Annotated in this window: 31 protein-coding genes and 2 pseudogenes; 17 read left to right on the forward strand and 16 right to left on the reverse strand. The window is 47.2% G+C overall.

Annotation, left to right across the window (positions count from 1 at the left end; translation table 11 throughout):
• Positions 1-72 precede the first annotated feature (72 nt).
• A complete protein-coding gene (gene bioD / locus FEK50_RS12120; RefSeq protein ID WP_130209293.1) occupies positions 73-768 on the forward strand; it encodes a dethiobiotin synthase in 696 nt (231 codons plus the stop codon).
• Here the strand turns inward: bioD and clcB are convergent.
• The 4 genes and pseudogenes from clcB to FEK50_RS12140 form a co-directional block, all read right to left on the reverse strand.
• Positions 721-2,013, reverse strand: coding sequence for a voltage-gated ClC-type chloride channel ClcB (gene clcB, locus FEK50_RS12125; RefSeq protein ID WP_131161915.1), 1,293 nt, complete (start codon positions 2,011-2,013; stop codon positions 721-723). The genes bioD and clcB overlap by 48 nt on opposite strands.
• A gap of 159 nt (positions 2,014-2,172) precedes the next feature.
• Positions 2,173-2,787 carry a Tat proofreading chaperone DmsD gene (gene dmsD, locus FEK50_RS12130; protein WP_131161914.1) on the reverse strand — a complete coding sequence of 205 codons (615 nt, stop codon included), beginning with the start codon at positions 2,785-2,787 and terminating at the stop codon, positions 2,173-2,175.
• A 42-nt stretch (positions 2,788-2,829) separates the two neighbouring features.
• Positions 2,830-2,916, reverse strand: a pseudogene (locus tag FEK50_RS24510) (hypothetical protein); the annotation flags it as partial.
• A 52-nt stretch (positions 2,917-2,968) separates the two neighbouring features.
• Complete coding sequence (locus FEK50_RS12140) at positions 2,969-3,274, reverse strand: DUF1161 domain-containing protein (RefSeq protein WP_131161936.1); 306 nt, start codon at positions 3,272-3,274, stop codon at positions 2,969-2,971.
• A 106-nt stretch (positions 3,275-3,380) separates the two neighbouring features.
• Here FEK50_RS12140 and FEK50_RS12145 point away from each other — a divergent pair, with 106 nt between their 5' ends.
• Positions 3,381-4,091, forward strand: coding sequence for a YnfC family lipoprotein (locus FEK50_RS12145; RefSeq protein ID WP_130209287.1), 711 nt, complete (start codon positions 3,381-3,383; stop codon positions 4,089-4,091).
• 2 nt (positions 4,092-4,093) lie between these two features.
• Here FEK50_RS12145 and speG read toward each other — a convergent pair whose 3' ends face one another.
• Positions 4,094-4,654, reverse strand: coding sequence for a spermidine N1-acetyltransferase (gene speG / locus FEK50_RS12150; RefSeq protein ID WP_064529978.1), 561 nt, complete (start codon positions 4,652-4,654; stop codon positions 4,094-4,096).
• Between the two features lie 34 nt (positions 4,655-4,688).
• Positions 4,689-5,030 (reverse strand): DUF1283 family protein, encoded by a 342-nt coding sequence (locus FEK50_RS12155; RefSeq protein WP_130209285.1) that lies wholly within the window; start codon positions 5,028-5,030, stop codon positions 4,689-4,691.
• 134 nt (positions 5,031-5,164) lie between these two features.
• On the opposite strand from FEK50_RS12155, the gene FEK50_RS12160 reads away from it, so the two are divergent.
• The 10 genes from FEK50_RS12160 to FEK50_RS12205 all read left to right on the forward strand — a co-directional run bounded on the left by FEK50_RS12160 (position 5,165) and on the right by FEK50_RS12205 (position 15,189).
• On the forward strand, positions 5,165-5,491 hold the full coding sequence (locus tag FEK50_RS12160) for a YnfA family protein (RefSeq protein WP_130209283.1): 327 nt from the start codon (positions 5,165-5,167) through the stop codon (positions 5,489-5,491).
• A 219-nt stretch (positions 5,492-5,710) separates the two neighbouring features.
• Complete coding sequence (rspA, locus tag FEK50_RS12165) at positions 5,711-6,925, forward strand: starvation-sensing protein RspA (RefSeq protein ID WP_131161913.1); 1,215 nt, start codon at positions 5,711-5,713, stop codon at positions 6,923-6,925.
• Positions 6,926-6,936: 11 nt separating this feature from the next.
• Positions 6,937-7,956 (forward strand): Zn-dependent oxidoreductase, encoded by a 1,020-nt coding sequence (locus tag FEK50_RS12170; RefSeq protein ID WP_130260609.1) that lies wholly within the window; start codon positions 6,937-6,939, stop codon positions 7,954-7,956.
• 44 nt (positions 7,957-8,000) lie between these two features.
• On the forward strand, positions 8,001-8,975 hold the full coding sequence (locus FEK50_RS12175; RefSeq protein WP_130209277.1) for a TRAP transporter substrate-binding protein: 975 nt from the start codon (positions 8,001-8,003) through the stop codon (positions 8,973-8,975).
• A 49-nt stretch (positions 8,976-9,024) separates the two neighbouring features.
• Positions 9,025-9,501, forward strand: a complete 477-nt coding sequence (locus FEK50_RS12180; protein WP_130209275.1) for a TRAP transporter small permease — start codon at positions 9,025-9,027, stop codon at positions 9,499-9,501.
• A gap of 24 nt (positions 9,502-9,525) precedes the next feature.
• On the forward strand, positions 9,526-10,809 hold the full coding sequence (locus FEK50_RS12185) for a TRAP transporter large permease (protein WP_130260610.1): 1,284 nt from the start codon (positions 9,526-9,528) through the stop codon (positions 10,807-10,809).
• A gap of 61 nt (positions 10,810-10,870) precedes the next feature.
• On the forward strand, positions 10,871-11,848 hold the full coding sequence (locus FEK50_RS12190) for a C4-dicarboxylate TRAP transporter substrate-binding protein (protein WP_131161912.1): 978 nt from the start codon (positions 10,871-10,873) through the stop codon (positions 11,846-11,848).
• A 49-nt stretch (positions 11,849-11,897) separates the two neighbouring features.
• Positions 11,898-12,374: a TRAP transporter small permease subunit gene (locus FEK50_RS12195; protein WP_131161911.1), complete on the forward strand. Its 477-nt coding sequence runs from the start codon at positions 11,898-11,900 to the stop codon at positions 12,372-12,374.
• Positions 12,368-13,645 carry a TRAP transporter large permease gene (locus tag FEK50_RS12200; protein ID WP_131161910.1) on the forward strand — a complete coding sequence of 426 codons (1,278 nt, stop codon included), beginning with the start codon at positions 12,368-12,370 and terminating at the stop codon, positions 13,643-13,645. Before FEK50_RS12195 ends, FEK50_RS12200 begins: the two co-directional genes overlap by 7 nt.
• 83 nt (positions 13,646-13,728) lie before the next feature.
• Entirely contained in the window at positions 13,729-15,189 is a 1,461-nt protein-coding gene (locus tag FEK50_RS12205; RefSeq protein ID WP_131161909.1) for a mannitol dehydrogenase family protein, read from the forward strand.
• A gap of 39 nt (positions 15,190-15,228) precedes the next feature.
• Here the strand turns inward: FEK50_RS12205 and ydfZ are convergent, their stop codons facing one another.
• From ydfZ to ydfG, 3 genes are all read right to left on the reverse strand, one after another.
• The gene (ydfZ, locus tag FEK50_RS12210; RefSeq protein WP_000214710.1) at positions 15,229-15,432 is read right to left on the reverse strand and encodes a putative selenium delivery protein YdfZ; all 204 of its coding nucleotides are present in this window, start codon (positions 15,430-15,432) and stop codon (positions 15,229-15,231) included.
• A gap of 175 nt (positions 15,433-15,607) precedes the next feature.
• Complete coding sequence (rspR, locus tag FEK50_RS12215; RefSeq protein WP_131161908.1) at positions 15,608-16,294, reverse strand: DNA-binding transcriptional regulator rspR; 687 nt, start codon at positions 16,292-16,294, stop codon at positions 15,608-15,610.
• Between the two features lie 88 nt (positions 16,295-16,382).
• Positions 16,383-17,129, reverse strand: a complete 747-nt coding sequence (gene ydfG, locus FEK50_RS12220; protein ID WP_130260613.1) for a bifunctional NADP-dependent 3-hydroxy acid dehydrogenase/3-hydroxypropionate dehydrogenase YdfG — start codon at positions 17,127-17,129, stop codon at positions 16,383-16,385.
• 136 nt (positions 17,130-17,265) lie between these two features.
• Here ydfG and dcp point away from each other — a divergent pair, with 136 nt between their 5' ends.
• Both dcp and FEK50_RS12230 read left to right on the forward strand, forming a co-directional pair.
• Positions 17,266-19,311, forward strand: coding sequence for a peptidyl-dipeptidase Dcp (gene dcp, locus FEK50_RS12225; RefSeq protein ID WP_131161907.1), 2,046 nt, complete (start codon positions 17,266-17,268; stop codon positions 19,309-19,311).
• A gap of 363 nt (positions 19,312-19,674) precedes the next feature.
• The gene (locus tag FEK50_RS12230; protein ID WP_131161906.1) at positions 19,675-20,565 is read left to right on the forward strand and encodes a diguanylate cyclase; all 891 of its coding nucleotides are present in this window, start codon (positions 19,675-19,677) and stop codon (positions 20,563-20,565) included.
• Between the two features lie 114 nt (positions 20,566-20,679).
• Here the strand turns inward: FEK50_RS12230 and FEK50_RS24515 are convergent.
• From FEK50_RS24515 to ftrA, 3 genes and pseudogenes are all read right to left on the reverse strand, one after another.
• A pseudogene (locus FEK50_RS24515) lies at positions 20,680-20,782 on the reverse strand (hypothetical protein).
• The gene (gene mgtS / locus FEK50_RS12235) at positions 20,782-20,877 is read right to left on the reverse strand and encodes a protein MgtS (RefSeq protein ID WP_064529968.1); all 96 of its coding nucleotides are present in this window, start codon (positions 20,875-20,877) and stop codon (positions 20,782-20,784) included. Before mgtS ends, FEK50_RS24515 begins: the two are co-directional and overlap by 1 nt.
• Positions 20,878-20,984: 107 nt before the next feature.
• A complete protein-coding gene (gene ftrA, locus FEK50_RS12240) occupies positions 20,985-21,956 on the reverse strand; it encodes a transcriptional regulator FtrA (RefSeq protein ID WP_131161935.1) in 972 nt (323 codons plus the stop codon).
• A gap of 94 nt (positions 21,957-22,050) precedes the next feature.
• Between ftrA and FEK50_RS12245 the strand changes: the two genes are divergently transcribed.
• A complete protein-coding gene (locus FEK50_RS12245; RefSeq protein WP_001271101.1) occupies positions 22,051-22,446 on the forward strand; it encodes a rhodanese-like domain-containing protein in 396 nt (131 codons plus the stop codon).
• A 40-nt stretch (positions 22,447-22,486) separates the two neighbouring features.
• Here the strand turns inward: FEK50_RS12245 and ydeE are convergent, their stop codons facing one another.
• Complete coding sequence (ydeE, locus tag FEK50_RS12250) at positions 22,487-23,674, reverse strand: efflux MFS transporter YdeE (protein WP_130260616.1); 1,188 nt, start codon at positions 23,672-23,674, stop codon at positions 22,487-22,489.
• Positions 23,675-23,868: 194 nt separating this feature from the next.
• Between ydeE and eamA the strand changes: the two genes are divergently transcribed.
• The gene (gene eamA / locus FEK50_RS12255; protein ID WP_131161905.1) at positions 23,869-24,768 is read left to right on the forward strand and encodes an O-acetylserine/cysteine exporter; all 900 of its coding nucleotides are present in this window, start codon (positions 23,869-23,871) and stop codon (positions 24,766-24,768) included.
• A 30-nt stretch (positions 24,769-24,798) separates the two neighbouring features.
• On the opposite strand, the gene marB is transcribed toward eamA, so the two are convergent.
• From marB to marR, 3 genes are read right to left on the reverse strand one after another with little or no spacing between them, the layout of a single operon-like run.
• Entirely contained in the window at positions 24,799-25,017 is a 219-nt protein-coding gene (marB, locus tag FEK50_RS12260; RefSeq protein WP_130209257.1) for a multiple antibiotic resistance protein MarB, read from the reverse strand.
• A 30-nt stretch (positions 25,018-25,047) separates the two neighbouring features.
• Complete coding sequence (gene marA / locus FEK50_RS12265; RefSeq protein WP_130209255.1) at positions 25,048-25,431, reverse strand: MDR efflux pump AcrAB transcriptional activator MarA; 384 nt, start codon at positions 25,429-25,431, stop codon at positions 25,048-25,050.
• A gap of 20 nt (positions 25,432-25,451) precedes the next feature.
• Complete coding sequence (gene marR / locus FEK50_RS12270; protein ID WP_130209253.1) at positions 25,452-25,886, reverse strand: multiple antibiotic resistance transcriptional regulator MarR; 435 nt, start codon at positions 25,884-25,886, stop codon at positions 25,452-25,454.
• 210 nt (positions 25,887-26,096) lie between these two features.
• On the opposite strand from marR, the gene marC reads away from it, so the two are divergent.
• Entirely contained in the window at positions 26,097-26,762 is a 666-nt protein-coding gene (marC, locus tag FEK50_RS12275; RefSeq protein ID WP_130209251.1) for an NAAT family transporter MarC, read from the forward strand.
• Positions 26,763-26,785: the final 23 nt, after the last annotated feature.

The following is a 26,785-nucleotide window of genomic DNA, read 5'->3' on the forward strand; positions in this document are numbered from 1 at the left end:
GCATAACTTAGACTTTCCACGTTGAATTATTTTCCTGGCTTATATTAGTGAAGCATAACGGTGGAGTTAGTGATGCTGAAGCGTTTCTTTATAACAGGTACAGACACTTCTGTAGGGAAAACGGTGGTTTCCCGCGCATTGCTACAAGCGTTAGCCTCCCAGGGAAAAACAGTTGCGGGATACAAACCCGTAGCGAAGGGGAGCAAAGAGACACCTGAGGGGCTGCGTAACAAAGATGCCCTGGTGTTGCAGAGTGTTTCATCAATTGAACTGCCTTATGAAGCAGTCAATCCCATTGCGTTAAGCGAAGAAGAAAGTAGCGTGGCGCACAGTTGTCCAATCAATTACACGCTCATTTCAAATGGTCTGGCTAACCTGACTGACAAAGTTGATCATGTTGTCGTTGAGGGGACTGGCGGATGGCGTAGCCTGATGAATGATCTGCGTCCGCTCTCTGAATGGGTGGTCCAGGAGCAGCTACCAGTGTTGATGGTGGTGGGTATTCAGGAAGGCTGTATTAACCATGCGCTTCTGACCGCACAAGCGATTGCGAACGACGGTCTGCCTCTCATTGGCTGGGTGGCTAATCGTATTAACCCTGGGTTAGCGCATTATGCTGAAATCATTGATGTGCTGGGTAAAAAACTTCCGGCACCGCTCATTGGTGAACTGCCTTATCTGCCCCGAGCTGAACAGCGAGAACTGGGTCAATACATCCGCTTAGCCATGCTGCGTAGTGTGCTGTCGGTAGATAGAGTCAGGGTGTAAGGTCCGCGACATTACCGACGCGATCACGCAGGCAATCAATAAACCGGGGAGTAGCTGATACTCCCCGGTCATTTCACATATCATCAATGTCGACATAATTGGCGCATGCGTGGTCGCAGCCAGCAGAGTTGCCATCCCTGTTAGTCCGAGTAAAAGCGTCATTTCTTCGCCGCCTGGAAGCCATAACCCCAGGCTACGTCCATACAGCATGCCAATTGCAAGCCCGATAAATAGCGTTGGCGTAAACACGCCGCCAGGCGCGCCGGAACCGCTACTGGCCAGCACGGCAAAAAGTTTGCAGATGAAGATCGCAGCAATGACCGTAAACAGTGGTGGGGTGGTTAAAAAGGATTGCACCGTACTATAACCATTGCCCCATACGGCAGGCGTGAGCAGGGAAAGCAGTCCGACGATCACCCCCCCTAACGCCAACTGCCAGGGCGGCGTCAGTTTTAGGTGAACAAAACCTTGATGACTGGCGCTCATCATTTTCAACAGTAATGGTCCGCAAAGACCAGCCAGTACGCCGGTACTGATAATTAGCGCATAGTCCCGCACATGCAGCGTCACCTCGAGCTGAACGCTGTAGAGCAATGCATCGCTGTGATTAATAAGATTGCTGACAAGCAATGCCACCACGGCTGAAATCACCACAGGGCCAAGAGAGGCAAGCATCATGGTGCCAAACAGCACTTCGGCAATAAATAAACTCCCGGCAAGCGGTGCGCGATAGGCTGCAGCCATGCCTGCCGCAGCACCGCAGGCAATCCATAATTTCCACTCTTCACGCGGTGTAAAACGTTGGGCAAACCAGCATGCAGCAAGAGCCGCCAGCAGAATCATCGCCCCTTCACGGCCAATTGCGCTACCGCTTGTCACCACCAGCAGAGAGGCAAGTGATTTTACCAGGCTTGCTGCGTAATCGAACTGCCCCTCGCTCTGCAACGCTTCCATATAATCAGTCGGTGCATGGGGTCGTTGCTGCGTAACTCTCTGCCAACCCATGAGCAATAAACCTGCCGCCAGACCACCGAGCGCAGGAGTTAACAAGCGTCGCCACGGAGAAAGGTTTGTCGCAGCATTGACCAGACTCCCGGAATCATTGCTCAGGAACATCCACTCGAGCAACAGCATGGCATGACGGAATCCGGCAACGGCAAACGCCGCGAGAATACCGATTATCGTTGCGATAAGCAGACGACGAAACATGGTGCGCAGATCCGGGTAAAGGTGTAGATGATGCATGAGTAGAAATGGCAAGTTAAACACGGGCATCTATTTTGCGGGAAAAGACGTCAGGCGCAAAAGCTGTACGTGCTTTAAGTGGGGAAATGGTGTGACACTGTAACTTATTTAATATGGGATGGCGCGCTAATGTCGCCATCCGGTAATGCTACGGGAACCTTAACGAAAAAGTGGCTTAACTGCGACGGGAATCAGCAATTGTGACTGCCACTCAGCCAGCGTTAAGCGAGCCAGTTCACCAAGCGAGCGGTAAAAAGGGTGTTCTGCTTTTTCGATAAACACCTCGAGAAAGCGCGTCGACCACGGTAAAAGATGCCACGCCAGCAACTCTTCGCACTCAGTCTGACGACCGCTCTCCGCCAGCCAGGCCGCCATCAGTAGCAAGGAGCCAAAGTGATCTTCGGGCTCGTTTTGCTTCATCTCAAACTGAATGCCTTTTTCGCGCATCCATTGACGAAGTGCCAACGTTGAATCGCCAAACAGTACCGATTCACGATCCAACCAGACCGATCCCCACGGCGGGGACGGCAACGCCCACGGGCCAACGAATAAACGCTGCCAGGCCTGTGTACGCGACTCTTCACTCTGTTGCTGAAAAGCCGTTACCAGCGGCACTAAAGAAGTTTGCGGCAGAGGCCACTGAGTTTCCCAGCCATCGCTGGTCATTACAGAAACCAGAGGCGCGGCTTCCTCGCTTTCTGGGGCGTAATAAAACAGCGCCCCCAGCACACGCGCCGCGACAGAAAAATTATCTTGTTGTGAAAAATGCGTCATTCTTATCATCCTGAAACGTGCGGCTTGCCCCGCACCAAGTTGTTAACCTGCGACGGCCATTCCTACCGTCATATGCAGGCCATAAAATCGCGCTCGCCCGATCATCTCACCGCCCGGTATGAGACACAAGCACGTTGCAGTATGTAGACCTGATAAGACGCGCCAGCGTCCATCATACTTTTTACTGCGGTTCGGCAGGCGCGCCATCTTGAGTCGGTTGTGCAGGGGCAGAATTGTTACCGCTGGTGGTGCGGTCATAGAGAATTTTATGAGTATCATTGGCACAATGGCCAACCACCCTGGTGTCAGGTTGATCGATCTGATCATTTGGCACAATACTTAAAGTAAAGCTACTTTCTGGCACACCGTTATTGATAATACGCTGTGAAATATCGCTCTTTATCCGTTCACAAGAATTTGGCGCGGCCAGCACGGCGGGTGAGGCAATTGTGAGCAGTAGCGCGGCGCAATAAGTTGAGATTTTCATCATTGGCTCCTTAAATGAATATTACTCACTAAGCATAGCATTTCACGTGTAAAGCACTGTATTTACTACTATGATTGATAATAATCTCTACTGTCTGGTGACTAAAGTGAATTTCAAATTACTGCCATGTTTGCTCGCGATAATGCTTACAGGATGCGATCGCGCAGAAGTGACGTTTTCTTTTACGCCAGAGATGGCCAGCTTCTCTAATGAATTTGATTTCGATCCGCTGCGTGGTCCGGTTAAAGATTTCACCCAGACATTGATGAATGAACAAGGGGAAGTGACGAAACGTGTTTCAGGCAGCTTATCGGAAGAAGGTTGCTTCGATTCGCTTGAATTATTGGATCTGGAAAATAATACCGTGGTTGCCTTAGTGCTGGATGCGAATTATTACCGTGATGCGCAGACACTGGAGAAAAAAGTACGTTTACAGGGTAAATGCCAGTTAGCAGAATTACCTTCCGCCGGAGTGAGTTGGGAAACCGATGATAATGGCTTTGTAGTTAAAGCCAGCAGTAAACAGATGAAAGTGGATTATAGGTATGATGAACAGGGCTATCCGTTGGGTAAAACCACGGTAAGCAATGATAAAACGTTATCAGTCACGGCAACACCATCAACTGATCCGATCAAAAAACTCGATTACACGGCGGTTACTTTACTGAATAATCAACAAGTTGGTAATGTGAAGCAAAGCTGTGAATATGACAGTCACGCCAATCCGGTGGACTGCCAATTGATCATTGTTGATGAAGCGGAAAAACCCGCCGTCGAACGGGTTTACACTATCAAAAATACCATTGATTATTATTAACGCTATTGCGCGGTCGGCTTCAGCATCGCCTGACCCGGCGTTTTATGTTCCGCCAGATACTGATGCTGGAATATACACATGCGAATGGCATTGCGATATTGACCATTAATAAAGAATTCATGCATCAGTTCACCTTCGACCGTAAAACCGAGCTTACGGTAAATGTGAATCGCTTTTTCATTCTCTTTATCGACAATCAGATACAGCTTATAGAGATTAAGAACAGTGAAGCCATAATCCATTGCTAATTTTGCTGCGCGTGTTGCCAGACCTTTGCCCTGGTATTCCGGGGAGATGATTATCTGAAATTCTGCGCGGCGGTGGACATGGTTAATTTCAACCAGTTCCACCAGACCCGCTTTTTCACCATCGCACTCCACCACGAAACGGCGCTCACTCTGATCGTGAATATGTTTATCGTACAGATCAGAGAGTTCAACAAAGGCTTCGTAGGGTTCCTCAAACCAGTAACGCATCACGCTGGCGTTATTGTCGAGTTGATGCACATAGCGTAAATCTTCACGCTCCAGCGGACGTAGCTTAACACTGTGGGCGCTTGTCATAACGTGTCCTTACATTCCTTATATCAATAACAGGTTAGGGGGTAATTACGCGGCCAGTACGACGGTCCAGGCAACGTAAAGTATTCGGTTCCCAGTAGGCATTAATGTTGGCACTTTGTTCGCATTTATCGCGGCTATCGAATGCGGAGTCAACTTTATCCCATTCCTTCTCGGCGCGTTTATTGACTTTTTGACGCAAATTGCGAGTTTCATTCCATTGTTCTTTTTCCATTGTCGCCTGTTGGCGACTCTGTGCGCTGTCGCCAGACTCAATCACCAGTTTATTGGTTTCTGCATGAGTCGTTGCGCTAAATGCCAGTGCGCAAGGTAGCAGAAAAGCGAGCAGTCCGAGCCGTTTGCTGGAAGTAATATTCATGATTCATTCCTTACATGAATGTTTAAAGGGGATTTTACACGATCCACTGCGAACGCAAAACGTACCAGAAGGATGTATAGGGTGATGATATTATGTCGAGCCATAAATATACATGATGTCAATGAGTGACAAAGATGATTAAAACAACGTTACTGTTTTTTGCTACCGCCTTGTGTGAAATTGTCGGATGCTTCCTACCCTGGCTATGGCTTAAACGGAACGCCAGCGTATGGCTGCTGGTTCCGGCGGGGATTTCTCTGGCGCTTTTCGTCTGGCTGTTAACATTGCATCCGGCGGCCAGTGGGCGAGTGTATGCCGCTTATGGTGGCGTTTATGTTTGCACGGCGCTGCTGTGGCTGCGGGTTGTGGATGGCGTAAAACTCAGTCTCTACGACTGGACTGGAGCATTGGTCGCGCTATGCGGGATGTTGATTATTGTTGCTGGCTGGGGACGAGTTTGATTTTGCCTGGAATGATAAATCTCTTTTATTATTAATAAGATATGCCATACATGGCGTCCAAAATAACAGCAAAATCTGGCTGTCTTTAGATCTATTCACGGCGCAAATACGCGCCTTTTTTTGTGATCATTCTGGCTTTTTTGTGTCTTCATACTTGTATGGTAGTGGTTCAGCTGCGTAGATTTCATGCATCACGAAGATCGATGCAAGGAATAAAACATGAAGATCGTAGGGGCTGAAGTTTTTGTCACCTGTCCAGGACGTAATTTTGTCACCTTAAAAATCACCACCGAGAATGGTATTACCGGTCTTGGCGATGCCACGCTTAACGGACGCGAGCTTTCGGTAGCATCTTATCTGCAAGATCATCTTTGCCCACAACTCATTGGTCGCGATGCACACCGTATCGAAGATATCTGGCAGTTTTTCTATAAAGGGGCGTACTGGCGTCGCGGTCCAGTCACCATGTCGGCCATTTCAGCTGTTGATATGGCGCTGTGGGACATTAAAGCCAAAGCCGCCAACATGCCGCTTTATCAGCTACTGGGTGGCGCGTCTCGCGAAGGGGTTATGGTTTATTGTCACACGACCGGTCACTCCATTGATGAGGCACTGGATGATTATGCTCGTCATCAGGAACTAGGATTCAAAGCCATCCGCGTACAGTGCGGCATTCCAGGCATGAAGACCACCTATGGCATGTCCAAAGGCAAAGGGCTGGCTTATGAACCTGCGACCAAAGGGCAGTGGCCAGAAGAGCAGTTGTGGTCGACGGAAAAATATCTCGATTTCATGCCAAAACTGTTCGACGCGGTACGTAACAAGTTTGGTTTTGATGAACATCTGCTGCATGACATGCACCATCGCTTAACGCCTATTGAAGCGGCGCGCTTTGGTAAAAGCATTGAAGATTATCGCATGTTCTGGATGGAAGACCCGACGCCTGCGGAAAACCAGGAGTGTTTCCGCCTCATTCGCCAACACACCGTCACGCCAATTGCGGTGGGTGAAGTCTTCAATAGCATTTGGGACTGCAAACAACTGATAGAAGAACAACTCATCGACTATATCCGCGCCACGCTGACTCATGCGGGCGGCATCACCGGTATGCGTCGGATCGCTGATTTTGCATCCCTGTATCAGGTACGCACTGGCTCACACGGTCCTTCTGATTTGTCACCAGTCTGCATGGCAGCGGCGCTGCACTTTGATCTGTGGGTACCAAATTTCGGCGTTCAGGAATATATGGGCTATTCCGAACAAATGCTCGAAGTCTTCCCGCATAACTGGACGTTTGATAACGGCTATATGCATCCGGGCGATAAACCGGGTCTTGGCATCGAGTTTGATGAAAAGCTGGCAGCGAAATATCCCTATGAACCTGCATATCTGCCAGTCGCACGCCTGGAAGATGGCACACTCTGGAACTGGTAAGGACGGAATATATGGTTAGTGTTGTGGTTGAAAAACCTGGACAAATGCATCTGATTGATAGCGTTTCTTCTGCGCCAAAAGCTGATGAAGTTTGTGTCAAAGTTGAGTATGCAGGGATATGTGGTTCAGACCTGCATATTTATCATGGCGCAAATCCTTTTGCTGTTTACCCTCGTATCGTAGGACATGAATTTGTCGGAACGATAACCAGTGTAGGGGACAATATCTCTCCGCAACGCATTGGTGAACGCGTCGTGGTTGATCCTGTCATTAGCTGCGGTCATTGTTATCCATGTTCAATTGGGCGCCCGAATGTGTGCGAAAGCTTAAACGTATTAGGCGTTCATCGCGATGGTGGCTTTACCGATTATACCTGTGTTCCAGCAACTAACATCTGGCGAGTGCCGGAATCTATACCAGCAAACCTTGCAGCGGCAATTGAACCGTATGCGGTAGCCGCCAATGTAACCAATCGTACGGGGGTTTTCCCAACGGATGTTGCACTGGTATATGGAGCAGGTCCGGCAGGTTTAACAATTATTGATGTTTTGTGTAACGTCTGGCAGATTCCAGTCATTGTGGTGGATCAACGCGAAGATCGCCTGCTTATGGCAGGACGTTGTGGTGCGACTCATACTTTTAATAACCGGAATGGTTCATTACGGGAATTTCTGCACAATAATAAACTAACACCTACGTTAATTTATGATGCGGTTTGCCATCCATCTATCCTGGAAGAAGCCGTGACGTTAATCTCTCCTGCCGGGCGAATTGGACTTTTAGGTTTTTCTGCGACACCGTCCGCAATAGCGCAACAAGAATTAACTCGTCGTGAGTTAACCCTCTATTCATCGCGTTTAAATTGTCGTATGTTCCCTACAGTTATTGAGTGGATGGTGATGGGATTAATTCATCCGGAGAATATTATAAGTCATGTTTTTGATATTCAACATGTACATGAAGCATTTAAACTCATCGAGTCTCAACAAGAAGGGCTGTGCAAAGTATTATTGAAATTCCCCGAGTCCTGAATGTCTTATATAAAAGTAACTGTACCTACAAAGGAACATTAATCATGGAAAAGAAAAAGCTATCTCTGGCACTTTGTACTCTGTTTGGTGGATTATTAAGTTTTTCAGCTATCGCCGCAGATGTTACCCTAAAATTAGGGCATCCTGTAAATGAAGAACATAGTTGGCATAAAGCCTCACTGAAGTTTGCTGAGTTGGTAAAGCAAAAAACAAATAATGCGGTAGAAGTTAAAATCTATCCTAATGAATCATTAGGTAAAGAAATGGATATTATTAACGCAATTCAGCTAGGAAGCGTTGATATGACCATTACAGGTGAGTCATTACAAAACTGGGCACCTTCTGCGGCATTGCTGGCAGTGCCTTATATGATTACTTCTTCAGAACAAATGGCAAAAATTGTTAATGGTGAAGTTGGCGCACAAATATCCAAAGATATTGAAGAGCGTGTGAAACTGAAAACCATCGCCTGGTTTGAACGCGGCCCCCGTAACCTGACGTCTAACCGTCCGATTACCAATCCGGAAGAACTTAAAGGGTTAACTCTACGTTTACCGAACGTACCAATGTTCATCAACGTTTGGAAAGATTTGGGCGCGCAACCGACACCAATGGCATTTTCTGAAGTCTTTACTGGCTTGCAGCAGGGAGTGATTGAAGGGCAGGAAAATCCACTTTCTATGATTATGAGTGGTAGTTTCTTTGAAGTGCAGAAGTATCTTAACCGGACAGAACATGTTCGTAGCTGGATCTATCTGGTTATGGGGACGAAGAAGTTTAATAAGCTGAAGCCAGAATACCAGCAGGCTATTATTGATGCAGGCAAAGAGGCACAGGCCTATGAACACGAACTATATTTACAGGATGAAGCTAAATTAGTTGAAGCTCTGCAAGCGAAAGGGATGACGCTGGTTGATGTACATCAGAACGAGTTTGCTCGGATAGCAAATGAATCAGTTGAAAAATCAATTAATCCACAAATCAAACCTCTTTACGAAAAAGCTCGAGCAACAAAATAATATTAAACGGGGGAGATGTTCCCCCTTTTTGAGCTACTGAGGGGAAAATATGTTTAATAAGTTATATGGATATATAGAAAAAATTTATTTAACTATTGGTACGGTTTTATTAGTTGCGCTCATTGGTGTAGTATTGCTCCAGGTTATATCTCGTCCATTACCAATAAGTTCGCCAGCATGGACAGAGGAGGTCGCTCGCTTTCTACTGGTTTACGTTGTCGCATTTGGTTGTGCACTGGCAACGGGTAAACGTGAATTGGTGAACGTTGATTTGGTCGTAAGTCTGCTGCCATCTGGTTTGAAAAAATATCTGGTGCTACTTATTGATTTGGTTATTCTTACCTGCTCAATTACTCTAATGATCAATTCCGTAGAATATGTAGAAAGCACAATGTGGCGTATGGCTACTACACTGCCTATTTCACAGGCATGGGTGACATCCTCGGTGATTATCATTACCGGAAACATATCGCTTTTTACTTTGTTTAATTTGATTCGGGATTTTACGCCGCAAGGGCGGAAATAGAATTATCTAATGTGAGAACAGCGCATGAATCCGACTATTGGTCTGTTTGTGATATTCTTTGTTTCACTTATGCTGGGAGTACCGGTTATTTTCTCCCTTGCGTTATCGTCAATCTTCTATCTACTGGTCACTGATATGGGACTCGCCATTATGGCGAATCAGTTCTTTAGTGGTATGGACTCTTTTGTACTGCTTTGTATCCCCGGTTTTTTGCTTGCGGGAGGATTAATGAACGGCGGCGGCATTACTGACCGAATTGTATCTTTCAGTAACGCATGGCTGGGTCACATTCGTGGCGGTTTAGCAATGGCCAACGTTAGCGGTTCAATGATCTTTGCAGGTATTTCCGGCACGGCAGTTTCCGAAGCCGCCAGCATTGGATCAGTAATGATCCCCGCAATGAAACGCAGTGGTTACGATGCACCATTTTCTGGGGCAATAACTGCAGTGGCATCGACAGTCGGTCCAATTATCCCGCCCAGTGTACCAATGATCATTGTTGGTACGTTAACCGGTTTGTCAGTGGGTAAACTTTTTATCGCTGGGGCAGTTCCTGGTTTAATGATGGGCTTAACCATGGCCAGTATCGCATGGTACCTGGCGCATAAACGGGGTTATCCAAAAGGCGAGCGGGCTACATTTCGTCAACGGTTACATGCTACGCGTGGGGCGATCTGGGCAATTTTAATGCCGGTCATGATTATCGGCGGTTTGGTTACTGGTCTGTTTACTCCGACTGAAGCATCTGTATTTGCTGTTGTGTTTTCGTTGATCGTGGGCTTTTTTGTCTATGGTGACTTGACTGTGAGCAAATTCATGGGATGTATGATGGAAAGCATCAGCGGTACGGCTGGCATTTTGATGCTGGTTGGTTTCGCCAATGTTTTTGCTTGGATCCTGACATCTGAAGGGATCCCGCAGCAAATTGCTGATGGCATGTTATCTATTACAAGCAACAAATATTTGTTAATTCTAATGATTAACCTGCTGCTGTTGTTGGTCGGCATGTTTATGGAAACCATCGCAGCACTATTGATTCTCTTTACCCCATTACTATCAGTTGCGACAGCTATCGGTATGGATCCAATCCATTTTGCAGTAATGATGGTAATGAATCTTGTTATCGGCCTGACGACACCACCTGTTGGCGTGTGCCTCTTCGTTTCGCAGGGAATTGCCCGTGTTTCTTTAGGAGAGATCAGTAAAGCGGTAATTCCGTTTATTACAGGAAATATCATTTTGCTATTTATGGTTTCTTACATACCAGGACTCTCATTGTGGCTTCCGGCTCTATTGGGGATGAAGTAATACGCCACTTAATTTGCGTGTTAATAACCTATGTTTGACACGTTGTAAAAAGGAATTAAATATGAAGGCGAATAAAACAACAGCAGTTATTAGACTGGCCTGTGTATTACCTTTCTTTATTTTTAGTGCTGGTTATGCGGCCGAGTCATTAAATGTTAGCACATCACTTTCACCGGATGATCCGATTTATAAAGGGTTGCAAGGTTTTAAAAAAGGCGTTGAAACCCGGACAAAAGGTGAAGTGAAAGTTAAGCTTTTTTCCAGCGGTCAGTTGGGTGCAGATAACGAACTGTTACAACATGCACAGGCGGGAAGCAATGTTGGTGTGGTGGTGGATGGGGCTCGTTTGGCGCAATTTGTGCCAGAGTTTGCCATTATTCCGGCACCTTTCGTATTTAAAGATTACGCAGCACTGAAAACATTTATTGCGAGTCCGGTGTTCTTGCAATGGAGTGATAAAATGGCCAGCAATTCAGGACTGACGCCATTGTCATTCAACTGGTATCAAGGGGCACGGATGCTGGTAACGCAAAAGCCAATTACTAAACCATCCGATCTCAATGGGGTGCGTGTTCGCGCACTTGAAGCCCCAGTTACCATTGAAACGATCAAGTGTATGGGGGGGGCACCAACGCCTCTGTCCTGGTCTGAAGTTTATTCTTCGATTCAGACTGGTGTTGTCGATGCGGCTGAAGCCCAGCCAACAGCGGTGTATGGTTCTAAGTTGTATGAAATAACCAAATACATTACAAAAACCAACCACATTCATTTAATGACAGGGATTATTGTTTCACAAAAATGGCTGTCCAGCCTGACGCCAGAACAACAAGAAATATTGCGTGAAGAATCGCAGAAAAATGGTGATATCGCATCAGAGAATACCATTCAAGCAGGCGATAAGATGCTGGATGAAATGACAAATAAAGGAATGACAATATCAGATGTGGATATCCAACCTTTTATTGATGGATGTCGTTATGTACCAGAAAAGCTGGGGTTGAGCGAGGCATACAAGCAGGTAAAAACAATTATTAATTAAAATAATACAAGCAGAGTTTCGGCTCTGCTTCTTCAGTTGAGGTACATCAATGAATGGTTTTCGTAAGGCTGAACTTGTACTTTCCCGTCTTGGTCTGATTTCTATTGTATTAATAATTCTGATCGGAGGTATTAGTCGGAGTATTGGTTATCCGGTGATTTGGTCGCTGGAAATAGCAATGGTGCTTTTTGCCTGGGTCAGTATGTTTGCTATTGACTATGCCTTTCAGACGCGTAGGCATATTGGTATTGATGCATTGACCAATTTATTTTCTAAAAAATTACAGACATTTTGCTTGTGGTTTAACGAGGTATTTATTCTGGGCTTTTTACTCTGCGGTGTGTGGTATGGTTTTAGCTTTACATGGACGACACACAATCAGGTACTGCCCGTCACTGAGATATCAATTGCCTGGTTAAACAGTGCTGTGCCTACCGGGTGTTTATTAATGGTCGTTACATCACTGTCATTTATTCTCCAGGGATGCCGGCAAAAAATTATCATTGCACAGGAGGAAACATGCTGATAGCCGTTATTTTATTTGTAGCATTACTCTGTGTTGGTATGCCTGTCGGAATGGTAATCGCTATATCAAGTCTAAGTTATTTCTTTACTGCTGATTTTTTACCTGTCGGTATTGCTTTTCAAAAATTTTCTGCACCCACTCAATCATTTCCTATTCTGGCGACGCCACTTTTTTTATTGGTCGGCAATTTGCTGAACAAATCGGGTGTCACAGGGCGTCTGCTTGATTTTGCACGTGTGATTTCTGGCTGGATGATTGGCGGTCTGGCGCAGATTAACGTGCTTTTGGCATGTTTACTGGGAGGCGTATCGGGTTCGGCAACAGTCGATGCAGCAATGCAAGCGAGAGTGCTTGGCTTACCAATGGTAGCTCGGGGGTATCCGAAAGCATTCAGTGCTGTCGTCATTGCTTTTAGCTCTTTGATAACGGCAACCATTCCTCCCAGTATATTAATGATTCTGTATGGTTTTGTTGGCAACGTTTCTATCGGTAAATTGTTTATTGCGGGTATTTTTCCTGGTTTATTGTTAACGGCAATACTGATGCTGACGAATTATATTCTTGCCCGAAAAATGAATATCAAGCCAGAGACTGCCTCGCTGCCATGTCGACAGGAAGTATGGCTCAGTTTTAAAGAAAGCTTTTGGGCGTTGATGTTTCCGGTGGTATTAATCGTCGTGATTCGTCTTGGGATATTCACCACGACAGAAGCAGGCGCGTTTATTGTTTTGTATTCTTTTATTATTGGTCGTTATATCTACAAGGCTTTAGATAATTCTGTTTTATGGGATGTGCTCAAAGAAACAATCAATGATATTGGTGTGGTTATGCTGTTAATTATGTCCGCAGCGATATTGGGACATATCACGATCCTTGACCAAATCCCACAACAACTGGCGGAAACGATACTGGCATTTACCGAAAATAAATATGGTATTCTATTCTTGTTACTTGCATTTATTGCAGTTGCAGGAATGTTATTTGATGGTAGTGTGATTATCCTTCTGCTAACACCCATTTTGTTGCCCATTGCAATTGAAGCCGGTTTTGATCCGATTCATTTCGGTATGATTTTTGTAGTATTAACTTTATTAGGCGCAAATACACCACCGGTTGGCATATGTATGTATACCGTGTGCGGAATATTAAATTGTAGTTCAGTTGCGTTTGTACGTGCATCGATCCCATATTTAATTGCATTTCTCTCATTCATTATTTTGCTGGTTATTTTCCCGCAAATCGCGCTGTTCTTACCTTCATTACTGATGTAAGGCCTGAACTTGCCGTAGCGTTATTCATTGCTGATTGATAGCAAGTGTTACTTATCTTTTGATTGAAATTAACAGGTATTTTTATGGAAAATAGACTTCTGAATGCCAGAGCCACACTTCCCGGTTATGATCGCTCACAGTTAGTTCCACGGATCGTGCATTTAGGTTTTGGTGCATTTCACCGCGCACATCAGGCGGTATATACCGATATTCTTGCGAGTGAGCACAGCAGTGACTGGGGTTATTACGAAGTAAATCTGATTGGCGGTGAGCAGCAAATCGTCGACCTGAAACAGCAGGATAATCTCTTTAGCGTCGCGGAAATGTCGGCCGATGCCTGGACCGCTCGTGTAGTGGGGGTAGTGAAAAAAGCGTTGCACGTGCAAATAGACGGTTTAGACGCTGTGCTTGCTGCCATGTGCGAACCGCAAATTGCAATTGTTTCTCTGACTATTACAGAGAAAGGCTATTTTCACTCTCCGGCGACCGGGCAGTTAATGCTGGATCACCCAATGATCGTTGACGATCTAAACAACCCCCACCAGCCGAAAACGGCACCAGGGGTTATTGTGGAGGCGCTGGCCCGGCGCAAGGCCGCAGGGTTACCGGCATTTACGGTGATGTCGTGCGACAATATGCCGGAAAATGGTCATGTAATGCGTGACGTTGTCACTTCTTATGCGCATGCTGTTGATGCGGAACTGGCGCAATGGATTGTCGAAAATGTGACTTTTCCTTCGACAATGGTCGATCGCATTGTCCCGGCGGTGACGGCTGAAACGCTGAATAAAATAGAGCAGCTCACCGGTGTGCGCGATCCAGCAGGTGTAGCCTGTGAACCGTTCCGTCAGTGGGTTATTGAAGATAACTTTGTTGCCGGACGTCCGGAATGGCAAAAAGCAGGTGCTGAACTGGTCAGCGATGTGCTGCCTTATGAAGACATGAAACTGCGTATGCTCAACGGCAGTCATTCATTCCTGGCGTATCTGGGCTATCTGGCCGGATATCAGCATATTAATGACTGCATGGAAGATGAAAATTATCGCCGTGCGGCACATGCCTTGATGTTGCAGGAACAGGCGCCGACGCTGAAAGTGCAGGGCGTGGATCTGCAAAATTATGCGGATCGACTGATTGAACGCTACAGTAATCCAGCGTTACGCCATCGAACCTGGCAGATTGCGATGGATGGCAGTCAGAAACTCCCGCAGCGAATGCTGGATTCCATTCGCTGGCATCTGAAACAGGGCAGCGCGTTCGATCTGTTGGCGCTTGGCGTCGCCGGTTGGATGCGGTATGTCGGCGGTGTTGATGAGCAGGGTAATCCCATCGAAATTAGTGACCCGTTATTACCGGTCATTCAGGAGGCCGTGCAAAGTAGTGCAGAAGGGCAAGTGCGCGTGCAGTCCTTGATGGCGATTAATGCGATATTTGGTGATGATTTGCCGAACAATGCGTTGTTCACTGCAAAGGTGACGGAAGCGTATTTGTCTTTATTAGCGCATGGCGCGAAAGCGACCGTGGCGAAATATGCGGTGAAGTGATAAGTGACAGCAATGCCGCCATCGGCGGCATTCACACGCTTAGTTCATGCCGAGACGAATCAGGTCCAGAGGCGCGAGTTTTTCATCACAACCTTCAACTACTACGGTTTTACCGCGGCGGATTTGCTCTGCGGTCAGACCTTCAGTATCAATCGACAGGATCTTGCCAGTGTGACCGGTGCCGCTAACCATAACACGGCTGCCAGTAGTGATTGCGTTACGGTTACGATCGTAGGTCGTCATAGGTGTTTTCTCCTTTCTGATTTACAGTCGAAGCCCACGTAACGGGCGCAATATAAATACTCCTGTCGAGTGAATATTTTTTTGTTTATGATCAAGTTCACATCTTTTTTGATGCTTGCATAAACCAGAAGAAGGGGGATGAACTCTCACCCCGAATGGGATGAGAGGTAAAGAATTACTCTTCGCTGAACCAGTCGCTATTTTCCTGGCGTATTAGCTGTACGGACTCGCTAATCTCCTGCAAATGCAATGCCATTGCCTTTTCAACGGCATCGCCATCACGTTTTTGCAGGGCAGAGAAAATATCGAGATGTTGGCGTAATAGCATTTCTGGTGGGGAGACGCGGTCGAAACTCATATAGCGTACGCGATCAACGGTCGCTTTCAGATTCTCAATGGTATCCCACGCGAGTTGACAGCCAGCAATCTGAGTCAGGAGCTGATGGAAGTTGTCATCAAGTTCAAAAAAATCATCCAGTTGCTTGCGCTCAATGGCAATGCGTTGCTGATGAAGGTTTTGCTCAAGTTGGTAGCACTGGCTTTCAGTGATCATGCTCGCTGCCCGCCGTGCCACCGCGCACTCAATGGCCTGTCGAATAAAACTGCCATTGCGAACCTGGGTCATGGAGATTTTATTGACGTAGCTGCCACGCTGCGGGCGAATTTGAATCAGGCCGTTTTCAGCCAGTTTAATGAAGGCTTCGCGAACCGGCTGGCGTGACACATTGAAACGAACAGAAACTTCTTTTTCCGACAACGGCGTACCTGGTGCAATCAGGCAATGCACAATGTCGCGGCGAAGAATACGGTAAATTTGCTGATTGACAGGCTGTGTGGGATTAAGTTGTGTTTCGACGGTCATTCGTTATTGCTTTTGAGTGGGTTAACTGCAAGAGTCTACCACTTTTTTGTGACAAGCAATAACCCGGCGGTGAGGCCGGGTATAAAAATTAATGCCGATGGACATTCAACCCGGCATAGCTTTGGGTAACCGGCATCATTTCCAGGGTATTGATGTTAACGTGAGCGGGAAGAGTGGCTACCCACCAGACGGCTTCGCTGACATCTTCTGGCGTCAGCGCAACGGTATTTTGATAGGTTTTTTCTGCTTTGCCGTCATCGCCTTTAAAACGGACATTGGAAAATTCGGTGCCGCCTACCAGTCCCGGTTCGATGTCTGTGACACGTACTGCCGTACCGTGCAGATCTGTGCGTAGATTCAGGCTGAACTGACGAACAAACGCTTTTGTCGCGCCGTAGACATTGCCACCTGCATATGGCCAGCTACCCGCCGTTGAACCAATGTTAATAATGTGACCACGATTGCGCTCAACCATGCCCGGCAAGACTGCCCGCGTCATATACACGAGGCCCTTATTGTTGGTATCAATCATGGTTTCCCAGTCTTCAACGCTCGCTTTATGTGCAGGTTCCATACCCAGCGCCAGTCCAGCATTGTTCACCAGAATATCAATCTCACTCCATTCGGCAGGAAGTGATGCCAGCATTTCTTCAATGGCGGCGCGGTTACGGACGTCCAGTTGGGCGATATACAAATTATCTCCCAGCTCGTCTTTTAACTCCTGCAACCGCTCCTGACGGCGACCAGTAGCGATAACTTTATGCCCTTGTTGAATAAAACGACGAGTAATGCATTCACCAAAACCTGCCGTTGCTCCAGTTACTAATACGATCATCTCACTGTTCCTCAACGCTTTTGTGTGTCACTAACATAGCACGTGATGCTTAAGAGCGGGTAATACTGGTTTGCAACATTGCACTCCGTTATCAGTAAGCCTACGCTATGGAACACCTCGTTTTCAGGAGTAGAAAATGTCAACGACGAATCCTTTTCTTACGCAGAGCACGCTGCCTTATATGGCGCCCCATTTTGATCAGATTGCAAATCATCACTATCGCCCGGCATTCGACGAGGGGATGCGGCAAAAGCGGGCTGAGATAGAAGCGATAGCGTTAAACCCGCAGACGCCCGATTTTACTAACACTATTCTGGCTCTTGAAAAGAGCGGGGAATTACTCACACGTGTAACCAGCGTCTTCTTCGCTATGACCTCGGCGCATACCAACGATGAATTACAGCGTCTTGATGAACAATTCTCGGCAGAACTTGCGGAACTGGCTAATGACATTTACCTGAACGGCGAATTGTTCGCTCGGGTCGATGCCATCTGGCAGCGCCGTGAATCTCTGAGTCTTGATAGCGAATCCATTCGACTGGTCGAGGTGATTCATCAACGTTTTGTTCTTGCCGGGGCCAGACTTGCAGAGGCCGATAAGGCAAAATTAAAAGTGCTGAATACAGAGGCTGCGACCCTCATCAGTCAGTTTAACCAGCGGTTATTAGCGGCGAACAAATCCGGTGGGCTGGTGGTTGACGATATTGAGCAACTGGCGGGGATGAGTGAGCAAGATATTGCCCTGGCGGCGGATGCAGCGCGCGAGAAAGGTCTGGATAACAAGTGGCTTATCCCACTACTGAATACCACCCAGCAACCGGCGCTTGCCGAACTGCGCGATCGCGCGACGCGTGAAAAACTGTTTACTGCGGGCTGGACGCGGGCAGAAAAAAATGACGCTAACGATACCCGTGCCATTATTCAACGGCTAGTGGAGATCCGCGCGCAGCAGGCGAAACTGCTTGGTTTCCCTCATTATGCTGCGTGGAAAATCGCCGACCAGATGGCAAAAACCCCCGAAGCAGCACTTAACTTCATGCGTGAAATTGTCCCGGCCGCGCGTAAGCGAGCAGACGATGAACTGTCGTCTATTCAGGCGGTTATCGAAAAGCCGCAAGGCGGATTTAGCGTCCAGCCGTGGGACTGGGCATTTTATGCCGAGCAGGTAAGACGCGAGAAATTCTGTCTCGATGAAGCGCAGCTCAAACCTTATTTCGAATTGAACACGGTGTTGAATGAGGGAGTATTCTGGACTGCCAACCAGCTTTTCGGCATTAAATTTGTCGAGCGCTTTGATATACCTGTCTATCACCCGGATGTGCGCGTATGGGAAATATTTGACCATAATGGAGTCGGGCTTGCGCTATTTTACGGTGATTTCTTTGCCCGTGATTCCAAAAGCGGCGGCGCGTGGATGGGGAATTTTGTTGAGCAATCCACGCTCAATGAAACACGTCCCGTTATTTACAATGTTTGCAATTATCAGAAACCAGCGACAGGCGAACCTGCATTGTTATTGTGGGACGATGTTATAACCTTATTCCATGAATTTGGTCATACGCTGCACGGCCTGTTTGCCAGCCAACGTTATGCGACGCTTTCTGGCACCAACACGCCGCGTGATTTCGTCGAGTTCCCTTCACAAATAAACGAACACTGGGCGACAAATCCGCAGGTATTCTCTCGCTATGCGAGGCATTACCAAACCGGAGAAACCATGCCGGAAGAGTTACAACAGAAAATGCGCAATGCCAGCCTGTTTAATAAGGGCTACGAGATGAGCGAGTTACTTAGCGCAGCACTTCTTGATATGCGCTGGCATTGTCTGGAGGAGAATGAAGCACGCCAGGACGTGGACGATTTCGAGCTTCGGGCGCTGGCGGCGGAAAACATGGATCTTCCCGCTGTACCGCCGCGTTATCGCAGCAGTTATTTCGCTCACATTTTTGGTGGCGGATATGCGGCGGGTTACTACGCGTATCTGTGGACGCAAATGCTGGCAGACGATGGTTATCAATGGTTTGTCGAGGAAGGCGGTTTAACGCGTAAAAATGGGCAACGTTTTCGCGACGCTATCCTTTCCAAAGGTAATAGCGAAGATTTAGAACGTTTGTATCGCCAGTGGCGAGGTAAGGCACCACAGATTACACCGATGCTGCAACATCGCGGCTTGAACGTATAATTCCCCCATATAGCACCGGGCTACATCCAGTCCGGTGCTATATTATAATATGCTGTTCATTTCTTTTTTAGTTATCCGGGATCTGCGTACATTTGCAGAAATAATTGGATTTATAATACTGCCAAAAGCCCTAACCTTTCAGGCCATTACCTTCTTCTCTTTGGCATAATCGGTATTATATCTTCTGGCTTGAATTTAACGTGTTCTGACAGATTTAATCACTTTTTTCTGTTTATTTTGTTTTAAATCACGCTGTTATATTTTTATCCATTAATTAATGTTTTTTCTATGGAATTGTTGACATAAATTTTCTTTTCTCTCGTTATAATAGAGCGCACAAGGAATTGTGAAAAAGGAGTGGCAATGATCAAGAAGACAACGGAAATCGATGCTATCTTGTTAGATCTCAATAAGGCTATCGATGCCCATTACCAGTGGCTGGTGAGTATGTTTCATAGCGTGGTAGCGAGGGATACCAGTCGGCCAGAAATTACGGATAACCATTCTTATGAACTGTGCCAGTTTGGTCGGTGGCTTGATCATCATGGACCACTCGATAGTGATGAATTACCCTACGTTCGGATAATAGATTCTACCCATCAGCATATGCATAACTGTGGCCGGGAATTAATGCTGGCTATTGTCGAAAATCGCTGGCAGGAAGTTCATTTTGAGGAATTTCAGGAAGGGTTGCTTTCTTTTACCGCAGCATTAACAGATTACAAAATTTATTTGCTGACTATTCGTAGCAATATGGATGTATTGACGGGATTACCTGGCCGTCGGGTACTTGATGAATCCTTTGAGCATCAATTACGTAATGCTGAACCATTAAATCTTTATTTAATGCTGCTGGATATAGACCGATTTAAACTGGTTAATGATACCTACGGACATTTAATCGGTGATGTGGTATTACGAACCCTGGCGACTTACTTAGCCGGTTGGACGCGTGACTACGATACGGTTTATCGCTATGGTGGTGAAGAGTTTATTATTATCATCAAAGCGCAAAATGATGCTGAGGCGTGTCGTGCTGGGGTACGTATTTGTCAGTTAGTCGATAACCATGCCATAGCGCATCCTGGCGGACATATCCCAATAACAGTGACCGCTGGCGTGAGCCGCGCGTTTCCTGAAGAACCGTTGGATGTGGTTATTGGAAGGGCTGACAGAGCAATGTACGAAGGCAAGCAGACCGGAAGAAATCGCTGCATGTTTATTGACGAGCAGAGTGTGATAGCCCGAGTTTAAGCTCTGTTTAACATTCATTGAGAAAAATAATGCTACTGTGTCAAAGAACCGTTACCAGCGCAGAGAAATGCCTGATAGCGTAAAAGCAAAACACAAATCGATCCATGCAAGCATTCACCGCCGGTTTACTGGCGGTTTTTTTTGCCGTCAGAAAATCAGGCCCCTTGCACACAACTGTAACAAGGGGCCGGTTAGGTGAGGGATTATCTCCGTTCATTAGTCATCCCATTTGTAGCTGAAATATGCGGCCAGAAAGCCAGAAAATAAAATTATTCCCAGAACAGCTATAAAAACATTCATATTACCCAACATTATTTTCCTCCGTTTATTGTGTGGTGTGTTTCCTCGCTTACCTTAATTTTCATCTCAATGAGAAAGATATTAGCAGAGATTACCTAAACAAAGGCTGAATCAGGCGGTTATTGTGATGGGGAATGGATGTTTTTACGATATTGCGAAGGGGATAATAAAAAACGTTGGTGAAAGTGATGACGCAATAACGCTGAATTGCCAAAACCCGTCAGCTCGGCAATTTTATCGATGTTAAAAGCCGAATTTTGCAGATAATCCTGAACTCGTATTAAGCGCTCATTGAGCAGCCAGCGGGCGGGCGTCATGCCGGTTAAGGCCTCAAAACGTCTCAAAAAAGTGCGCGGACTCATATTTACCCGCTCGGCGAGGGAAGACACAGTATGTGTTTGTGCCAGATTCTGCTGCAAAAAGTCGAATAATGCACCTAACGTCTGACTTTCACGCGGTGAGGCCATTGGGCGCGTCAGATTTTGTGGTTGATCCCCCTGGCGATGTGGCTGTATGACCAGCCGTCGGGCGACATTATTAGCAATCTCATGGCCAAAATCTTTGCGCACGATATGTAAACACAGATCGATCCCCGCGGCGCTTCCGGCGGAGGTCATCACTTGTCCTTCATCCTGATATAACACATTGTCACTTACGCTGATTGAAGGGTAACGGTGCTGGAGTTGTTCAGTGTAGCGCCAGTGGGTGGTCGCTTTTCGCTGGTGAAGAAGGCCCGCAGCGGCAAGGACAAACACGCCAGAGCATATCGATACCAGGCGGGTACCGCGCTGGTGTGCTTCGCGCAATGACTGACATAGCATCTCTGGCACTTTTGCATCTATTCCACGCCAGCCAGGAATAATAACCATATCGGCGTTGGGCAATAATTCCAGCCCTCCATCTGCCACCACGTGGATCCCCCCGGTGGCTTGCAGCGCACCAGGCTCTACCGCAGCAACGGCAAAACGATACCAGTTATCGCCCAGTTCCGGTCGTGGCAGGCCGAATATTTCAACGGCTACGCCAAATTCGAAAGTACATAGCCCGTCATAAGCCAGTGCAACGACCAGCGGGCGTTGTAACGTTGTCATCATTTTGCTCTTTTCTGGCATATCGGGAGGCGGTCAGTGAAAAGTAGATTGGTTACATTATTGTTAACACAACAAACCAAAAGGAAAAAGCACTATGCGTTATGTCACTGAATTTACCACAGCGAAGCCAGAAGTTGCTGAGGCGCATTTTCTCGCGCGCTTGAGTGTCGAAACAGATTGTGCCGATGTTCATGACTCTCTGGCTTATATTGGCGATGATTTCGTTTTACTTCATGTGGTTGGTCGTGAAGAGGACTTCGCTCGTCGGCATATCCCAGGCGCTCTCCATTTACCCCATAAGCAAATGACCGCAGAAAGAATGGCCGAATGGCCGGACGATACGCTATTTGTGGTGTATTGCGCGGGGCCACATTGTAATGGTGCAGACCGTGCGGCACTCAAACTGGCTCGACTCGGAAAGCCGGTTAAAATCATGCTCGGCGGGATAACCGGTTGGGAAGATGAAGGCTATGCCTTTGCCTCAGAATAATGATTAGCAAAGCCGTGCCAGTAGTGGCACGGCACGAATGTCAACAGAGTGCTGGCTGCCCCTGGGGTCTGGCGTTAATACCTTTTAACATCAGCGCCCACGCGGCAATGATGACTACCGCCAGGATGATAAACAGCGAGGAAGACGGGAGAGTGGTCAGCACAACACCACTCACTAATGGATTTACCGCTGCCCCCAACCAGCCTAATGACTGGGCGGAAAAATAGCTGGCTTTCATTCCAGGCGGCGCAATATGGTCAATCAACATATACTCACCGGGAGCATAAATAATTTCACCAACAGTAAATACCGCGGCTGAAATTCCCCACAATAGCAGGCTGTTTCCGGAAAAAATAAAACCGACCAGACCGACGACAAAACAGAGTGTGCCTACCGTCATCAGCGCGCGTATGTTGGTCGGGTTAATACGCCGCCCAACGGAATACTGCAACGTAACTACCATAGCGGCATTAACAGGCAGAACCACTGCGACCACTTTTTCTGCAAAACCACTATCCGCTATGACCATCACATATTGCGAGATACAAGAGGCAAAGGCACCGCTCACGAAAGATGCCAGGAAGGCAGAGCAGGTGAACCACAGCAGCGCTTTATCCCGTAACAAAACCTTTGGCGACCAGACGCTGCCTGTTTCTGTGGCGATGATTTTCTCACTGCGCTTTACCCAAATTTGAATGAATAACATGGGAAACGCAGAGCAGATAGCTGCCAGCCAAAAGGGCAGATTGATGCTCTGCATGACCAACAGCGTGCCGAGTGGCGGGCCGACGGTCCAGCCAATATTGAGCATGGTGTAGTTGATCGAGAAGATCTTCGTTTTGCTGGTGGATGAAAGATTGTCGGCAAACCAGGCTTTCAATACAGTGGCAAAAACGGAATAGGCACAGTTGATGAGTGCGAAAAAAAGTACCACCAGCGTGACGCTGTCCACCAGGGGAATGGCAATAAAACCGCTGGCGAAGGCCGTAATTGCCAGTAACATATAGCGTTTCTTGTCGAACTTATCCGCCAGGATACCAAAACCGAGGCTAAAAACGACACCAATAGTGAGCGCAATTGTCATCGCATAACCAATGAGATCGACACCCAGACTGTACTGGCGACTCAAGTAAATAGTCATAAATGGCAGCGTGGCACCGCGTCCGATAGTTAATAACAACGACGAGGCGAGAAGGGCGCAAGTAGAGCGTCTCAGAGATAAGTTCATTTGGCTGTCCGACAATGCATTTCGTTATGTTTTGTTTTTGAGATGTAAAGAAATAGCATGGCAAAAATCCGAAGTATAGCGACTTATTTGCCATTAATGCCGTGGTAAACGGTGATTAACGAATGAACTGTTAAAGAAAAGTAAATTCAGCTAAGTTGATTGCTGACAAAAAATGAAAATTCAGAGGCGGGAAAATGTCGCGGAAAGATGGGTTGTTGGCGCTATTAGTCGTCGTTGTATGGGGGCTTAATTTTGTGGTCATCAAAGTGGGGCTCCATAACATGCCACCGCTGATGCTGGCCGGTTTACGCTTTATGCTGGTCGCCTTCCCGGCAATCTTTTTCGTGGCGCGACCAAAAGTACCGCTGAATTTACTGCTGGGGTATGGTTTAACCATCAGTTTTGCGCAGTTTGCCTTTCTCTTTTGCGCCATTAACTTCGGTATGCCGGCAGGGCTAGCCTCGCTGGTCTTACAGGCTCAGGCGTTTTTTACTATCGTGCTCGGTGCTTTTACTTTTGGCGAACGGCTGCACGGTAAGCAACTGGCGGGGATTGCGTTAGCGATTTTTGGTGTACTGGTGTTAATCGAAGATAGCTTTAACGGTCAGCATGTGGCGATGCTCGGTTTTATTTTGACCCTGGCGGCGGCATTTAGTTGGGCGAGTGGCAATATCTTCAATAAAAAGATCATGTCTCATTCATCCCGTCCGGCAGTGATGTCTCTGGTCGTCTGGAGCGCATTAATCCCGATAATCCCGTTTTTTGTCGCCTCGCTCATTCTCGATGGCGCCGAAAAAATGATTCACAGTCTGGTCACTATCGACATGACCACCATTCTGGCGTTGATGTATCTGGCATTTGTGGCGACGATAGTTGGTTACGGGATCTGGGGTACGCTGCTTGGACGCTATGAGACATGGCGTGTCGCACCCTTATCATTACTGGTGCCGGTAGTCGGTCTGGCAAGTGCAGCGTTACTGCTGGATGAACGCCTAACAGGTCTGCAATTCTTAGGGGCCGTGCTTATTATGACCGGACTGTATATCAATGTGTTTGGTTTGCAGTGGCGTAAAGCGGTGAAGATGAGAGGCTAACAAGCCCCGATATGCCGGGGCCTGAATAAACTACATGGCGTGTTGGTTGTAATAGGGCACGCCCAGCGCATCCGATTTGTCACTGCCTGTACCCATGTGATTTAAATCGAACGGTGGTTGTTCCTGCGATGGGGGAACAATCACCACATCGCCACAGGAAGTAACGACCGGTTGCGAGGTTTGCTCCGCAAAGCTCTGCGCGGAAAACAGAATAAGCGCGGTTACCATTGCGGATAAAAGTGGTTTCATGATTGCCTCAGTGACGTTGTCACATTTTTATTAACTGTTGTAATGGTTCAATGGATGCAAATACCGCGACTCGCACTGCATATTGGTCATCCGATATTTATGTGGCGGAACATCAAAGTAATTTTTGAAGGTGCGAGTCAGCGTTTGCTGTGACTCGAAACCATAACGTTCTGCCAGATAGAGGATTGGCTCGTTGCTTTCTTTCAGCTTTTGCGCGATTTCTGTCATCTTACGGCTGCGGATGTATTGACCTAATGAATGGCCGGTTTCTTTTTTAAACATCCGTTGCAGGTGCCATTTGGAATAACCTGAACGCTCTGACACTTTTTCCAGTGACAGTGGTGATTCCAGGTTGTCCTCGATCCAGTCCAAAATGCTATGAATGGTAATAGCGTCAGTATTGCGTCTGGACATCGTCATACCTCTTTTTTTGTTTACGGCAGGACTTTCTTAAGCAAATGCTCAAGCGTTGCCACTTCGTCCGCCGTCAGGTTTTTTGTTAATTCTTGATGCAGGTCCTGGCCAACTAATTGATGGCATTGTTCACATATTGCCGCGCCACTGCTGGTGAGTTTCACCAACACGCCGCGCTTGTCATTCGGGTTCGGCAACCGCTCAATCCAGCCTTTGCAAACCAGTCGATCCAACATGCGGGTCAGCGCGCCAAGGTCAACCGAAAGGACTTTTTTCAGCTCAACGGGAGTAATGCATGCTGCGCAGCGGATAGAGCAGAGCACTTTAAACTGTGCCGCGGTGATATCGAGCGGTGACAGATAATCGTTAAGCAGACGGTCTTTCTTCTGATTAACCATATGGATTAAGCGACCTAATGGGATGATTTCATTGAACAGGTCGCTGGTACTTTTCACAATGGTTGCCCTGGCAAGTAATTAGTTGCAGGGGATAATATTGCCCAGGCAAGTATAAGTCAAACGAATGAATCCCTCGATGCCACGATTTGCTAAATCGGTTCAAGTATTGCGCAGTGTGCTGCAAGATTAGTTAAAGAGTGAAACTTTCTCCTTGTTTACCCTTTATACTTTTCGCAGGTAACTAGCGACACAGGATGACAACCACCAATGTTAGATTTGTTTAAAGCGATAGGCTTGGGGCTGGTGGTGTTATTGCCGTTAGCTAACCCGTTAACCACCGTAGCGTTGTTTCTCGGGCTTGCGGGTAACATGAACACCGCCGAACGTAATCGTCAGTCATTAATGGCCTCGGTATATGTTTTTGCCATCTTGATGGTGGCGTACTATGCCGGACAACTGGTGATGGACACATTCGGGATTTCGATTCCCGGTCTGCGTATTGCTGGCGGCTTAATTGTCGCTTTTATTGGTTTCCGTATGCTCTTCCCCCAGCAAAAAGCGATTGACTCACCGGAGGCGAAAAGCAAATCCGAAGAGCTGGAAGATGAACCCAGTGCCAACATCGCCTTTGTTCCACTGGCAATGCCAAGTACCGCTGGACCGGGGACCATTGCGATGATCATCAGTTCGGCGTCCACAGTACGTCAGAGTTCAACCTTCGCAGACTGGGTACTGATGGTTGCGCCGCCGCTGATCTTTTTTCTGGTTGCGGTCATTTTGTGGGGAAGCCTACGTAGCTCTGGCGCAATTATGCGGCTGGTGGGCAAGGGGGGAATTGAAGCGATCTCCCGCCTGATGGGCTTCTTACTGGTGTGTATGGGAGTGCAGTTTATTATTAACGGCATCCTGGAAATCATTAAAACGTACCATTAAAAAAGGCCCGAATGGGCCTTTCA

Source organism: Escherichia sp. E2586, assembly GCF_005781105.1.
Classification (GTDB): Bacteria; Pseudomonadota; Gammaproteobacteria; order Enterobacterales; family Enterobacteriaceae; genus Escherichia.

Coding starts and splice junctions, on each gene's coding strand:
- bioD (WP_130209293.1), top strand. CDS start 73: ATGCTGAAGCGTTTCTTTATAACAGGTACAGACACTTCTGTAGGGAAA.
- clcB (WP_131161915.1), bottom strand. CDS start 2,013: ATGCATCATCTACACCTTTACCCGGATCTGCGCACCATGTTTCGTCGT.
- dmsD (WP_131161914.1), bottom strand. CDS start 2,787: ATGACGCATTTTTCACAACAAGATAATTTTTCTGTCGCGGCGCGTGTG.
- FEK50_RS12140 (WP_131161936.1), bottom strand. CDS start 3,274: ATGAAAATCTCAACTTATTGCGCCGCGCTACTGCTCACAATTGCCTCA.
- speG (WP_064529978.1), bottom strand. CDS start 4,654: ATGACAAGCGCCCACAGTGTTAAGCTACGTCCGCTGGAGCGTGAAGAT.
- FEK50_RS12155 (WP_130209285.1), bottom strand. CDS start 5,030: ATGAATATTACTTCCAGCAAACGGCTCGGACTGCTCGCTTTTCTGCTA.
- FEK50_RS12160 (WP_130209283.1), top strand. CDS start 5,165: ATGATTAAAACAACGTTACTGTTTTTTGCTACCGCCTTGTGTGAAATT.
- rspA (WP_131161913.1), top strand. CDS start 5,711: ATGAAGATCGTAGGGGCTGAAGTTTTTGTCACCTGTCCAGGACGTAAT.
- FEK50_RS12170 (WP_130260609.1), top strand. CDS start 6,937: ATGGTTAGTGTTGTGGTTGAAAAACCTGGACAAATGCATCTGATTGAT.
- FEK50_RS12175 (WP_130209277.1), top strand. CDS start 8,001: ATGGAAAAGAAAAAGCTATCTCTGGCACTTTGTACTCTGTTTGGTGGA.
- FEK50_RS12180 (WP_130209275.1), top strand. CDS start 9,025: ATGTTTAATAAGTTATATGGATATATAGAAAAAATTTATTTAACTATT.
- FEK50_RS12185 (WP_130260610.1), top strand. CDS start 9,526: ATGAATCCGACTATTGGTCTGTTTGTGATATTCTTTGTTTCACTTATG.
- FEK50_RS12190 (WP_131161912.1), top strand. CDS start 10,871: ATGAAGGCGAATAAAACAACAGCAGTTATTAGACTGGCCTGTGTATTA.
- FEK50_RS12195 (WP_131161911.1), top strand. CDS start 11,898: ATGAATGGTTTTCGTAAGGCTGAACTTGTACTTTCCCGTCTTGGTCTG.
- FEK50_RS12200 (WP_131161910.1), top strand. CDS start 12,368: ATGCTGATAGCCGTTATTTTATTTGTAGCATTACTCTGTGTTGGTATG.
- FEK50_RS12205 (WP_131161909.1), top strand. CDS start 13,729: ATGGAAAATAGACTTCTGAATGCCAGAGCCACACTTCCCGGTTATGAT.
- ydfZ (WP_000214710.1), bottom strand. CDS start 15,432: ATGACGACCTACGATCGTAACCGTAACGCAATCACTACTGGCAGCCGT.
- rspR (WP_131161908.1), bottom strand. CDS start 16,294: ATGACCGTCGAAACACAACTTAATCCCACACAGCCTGTCAATCAGCAA.
- ydfG (WP_130260613.1), bottom strand. CDS start 17,129: ATGATCGTATTAGTAACTGGAGCAACGGCAGGTTTTGGTGAATGCATT.
- dcp (WP_131161907.1), top strand. CDS start 17,266: ATGTCAACGACGAATCCTTTTCTTACGCAGAGCACGCTGCCTTATATG.
- FEK50_RS12230 (WP_131161906.1), top strand. CDS start 19,675: ATGATCAAGAAGACAACGGAAATCGATGCTATCTTGTTAGATCTCAAT.
- mgtS (WP_064529968.1), bottom strand. CDS start 20,877: ATGTTGGGTAATATGAATGTTTTTATAGCTGTTCTGGGAATAATTTTA.
- ftrA (WP_131161935.1), bottom strand. CDS start 21,956: ATGACAACGTTACAACGCCCGCTGGTCGTTGCACTGGCTTATGACGGG.
- FEK50_RS12245 (WP_001271101.1), top strand. CDS start 22,051: ATGCGTTATGTCACTGAATTTACCACAGCGAAGCCAGAAGTTGCTGAG.
- ydeE (WP_130260616.1), bottom strand. CDS start 23,674: ATGAACTTATCTCTGAGACGCTCTACTTGCGCCCTTCTCGCCTCGTCG.
- eamA (WP_131161905.1), top strand. CDS start 23,869: ATGTCGCGGAAAGATGGGTTGTTGGCGCTATTAGTCGTCGTTGTATGG.
- marB (WP_130209257.1), bottom strand. CDS start 25,017: ATGAAACCACTTTTATCCGCAATGGTAACCGCGCTTATTCTGTTTTCC.
- marA (WP_130209255.1), bottom strand. CDS start 25,431: ATGTCCAGACGCAATACTGACGCTATTACCATTCATAGCATTTTGGAC.
- marC (WP_130209251.1), top strand. CDS start 26,097: ATGTTAGATTTGTTTAAAGCGATAGGCTTGGGGCTGGTGGTGTTATTG.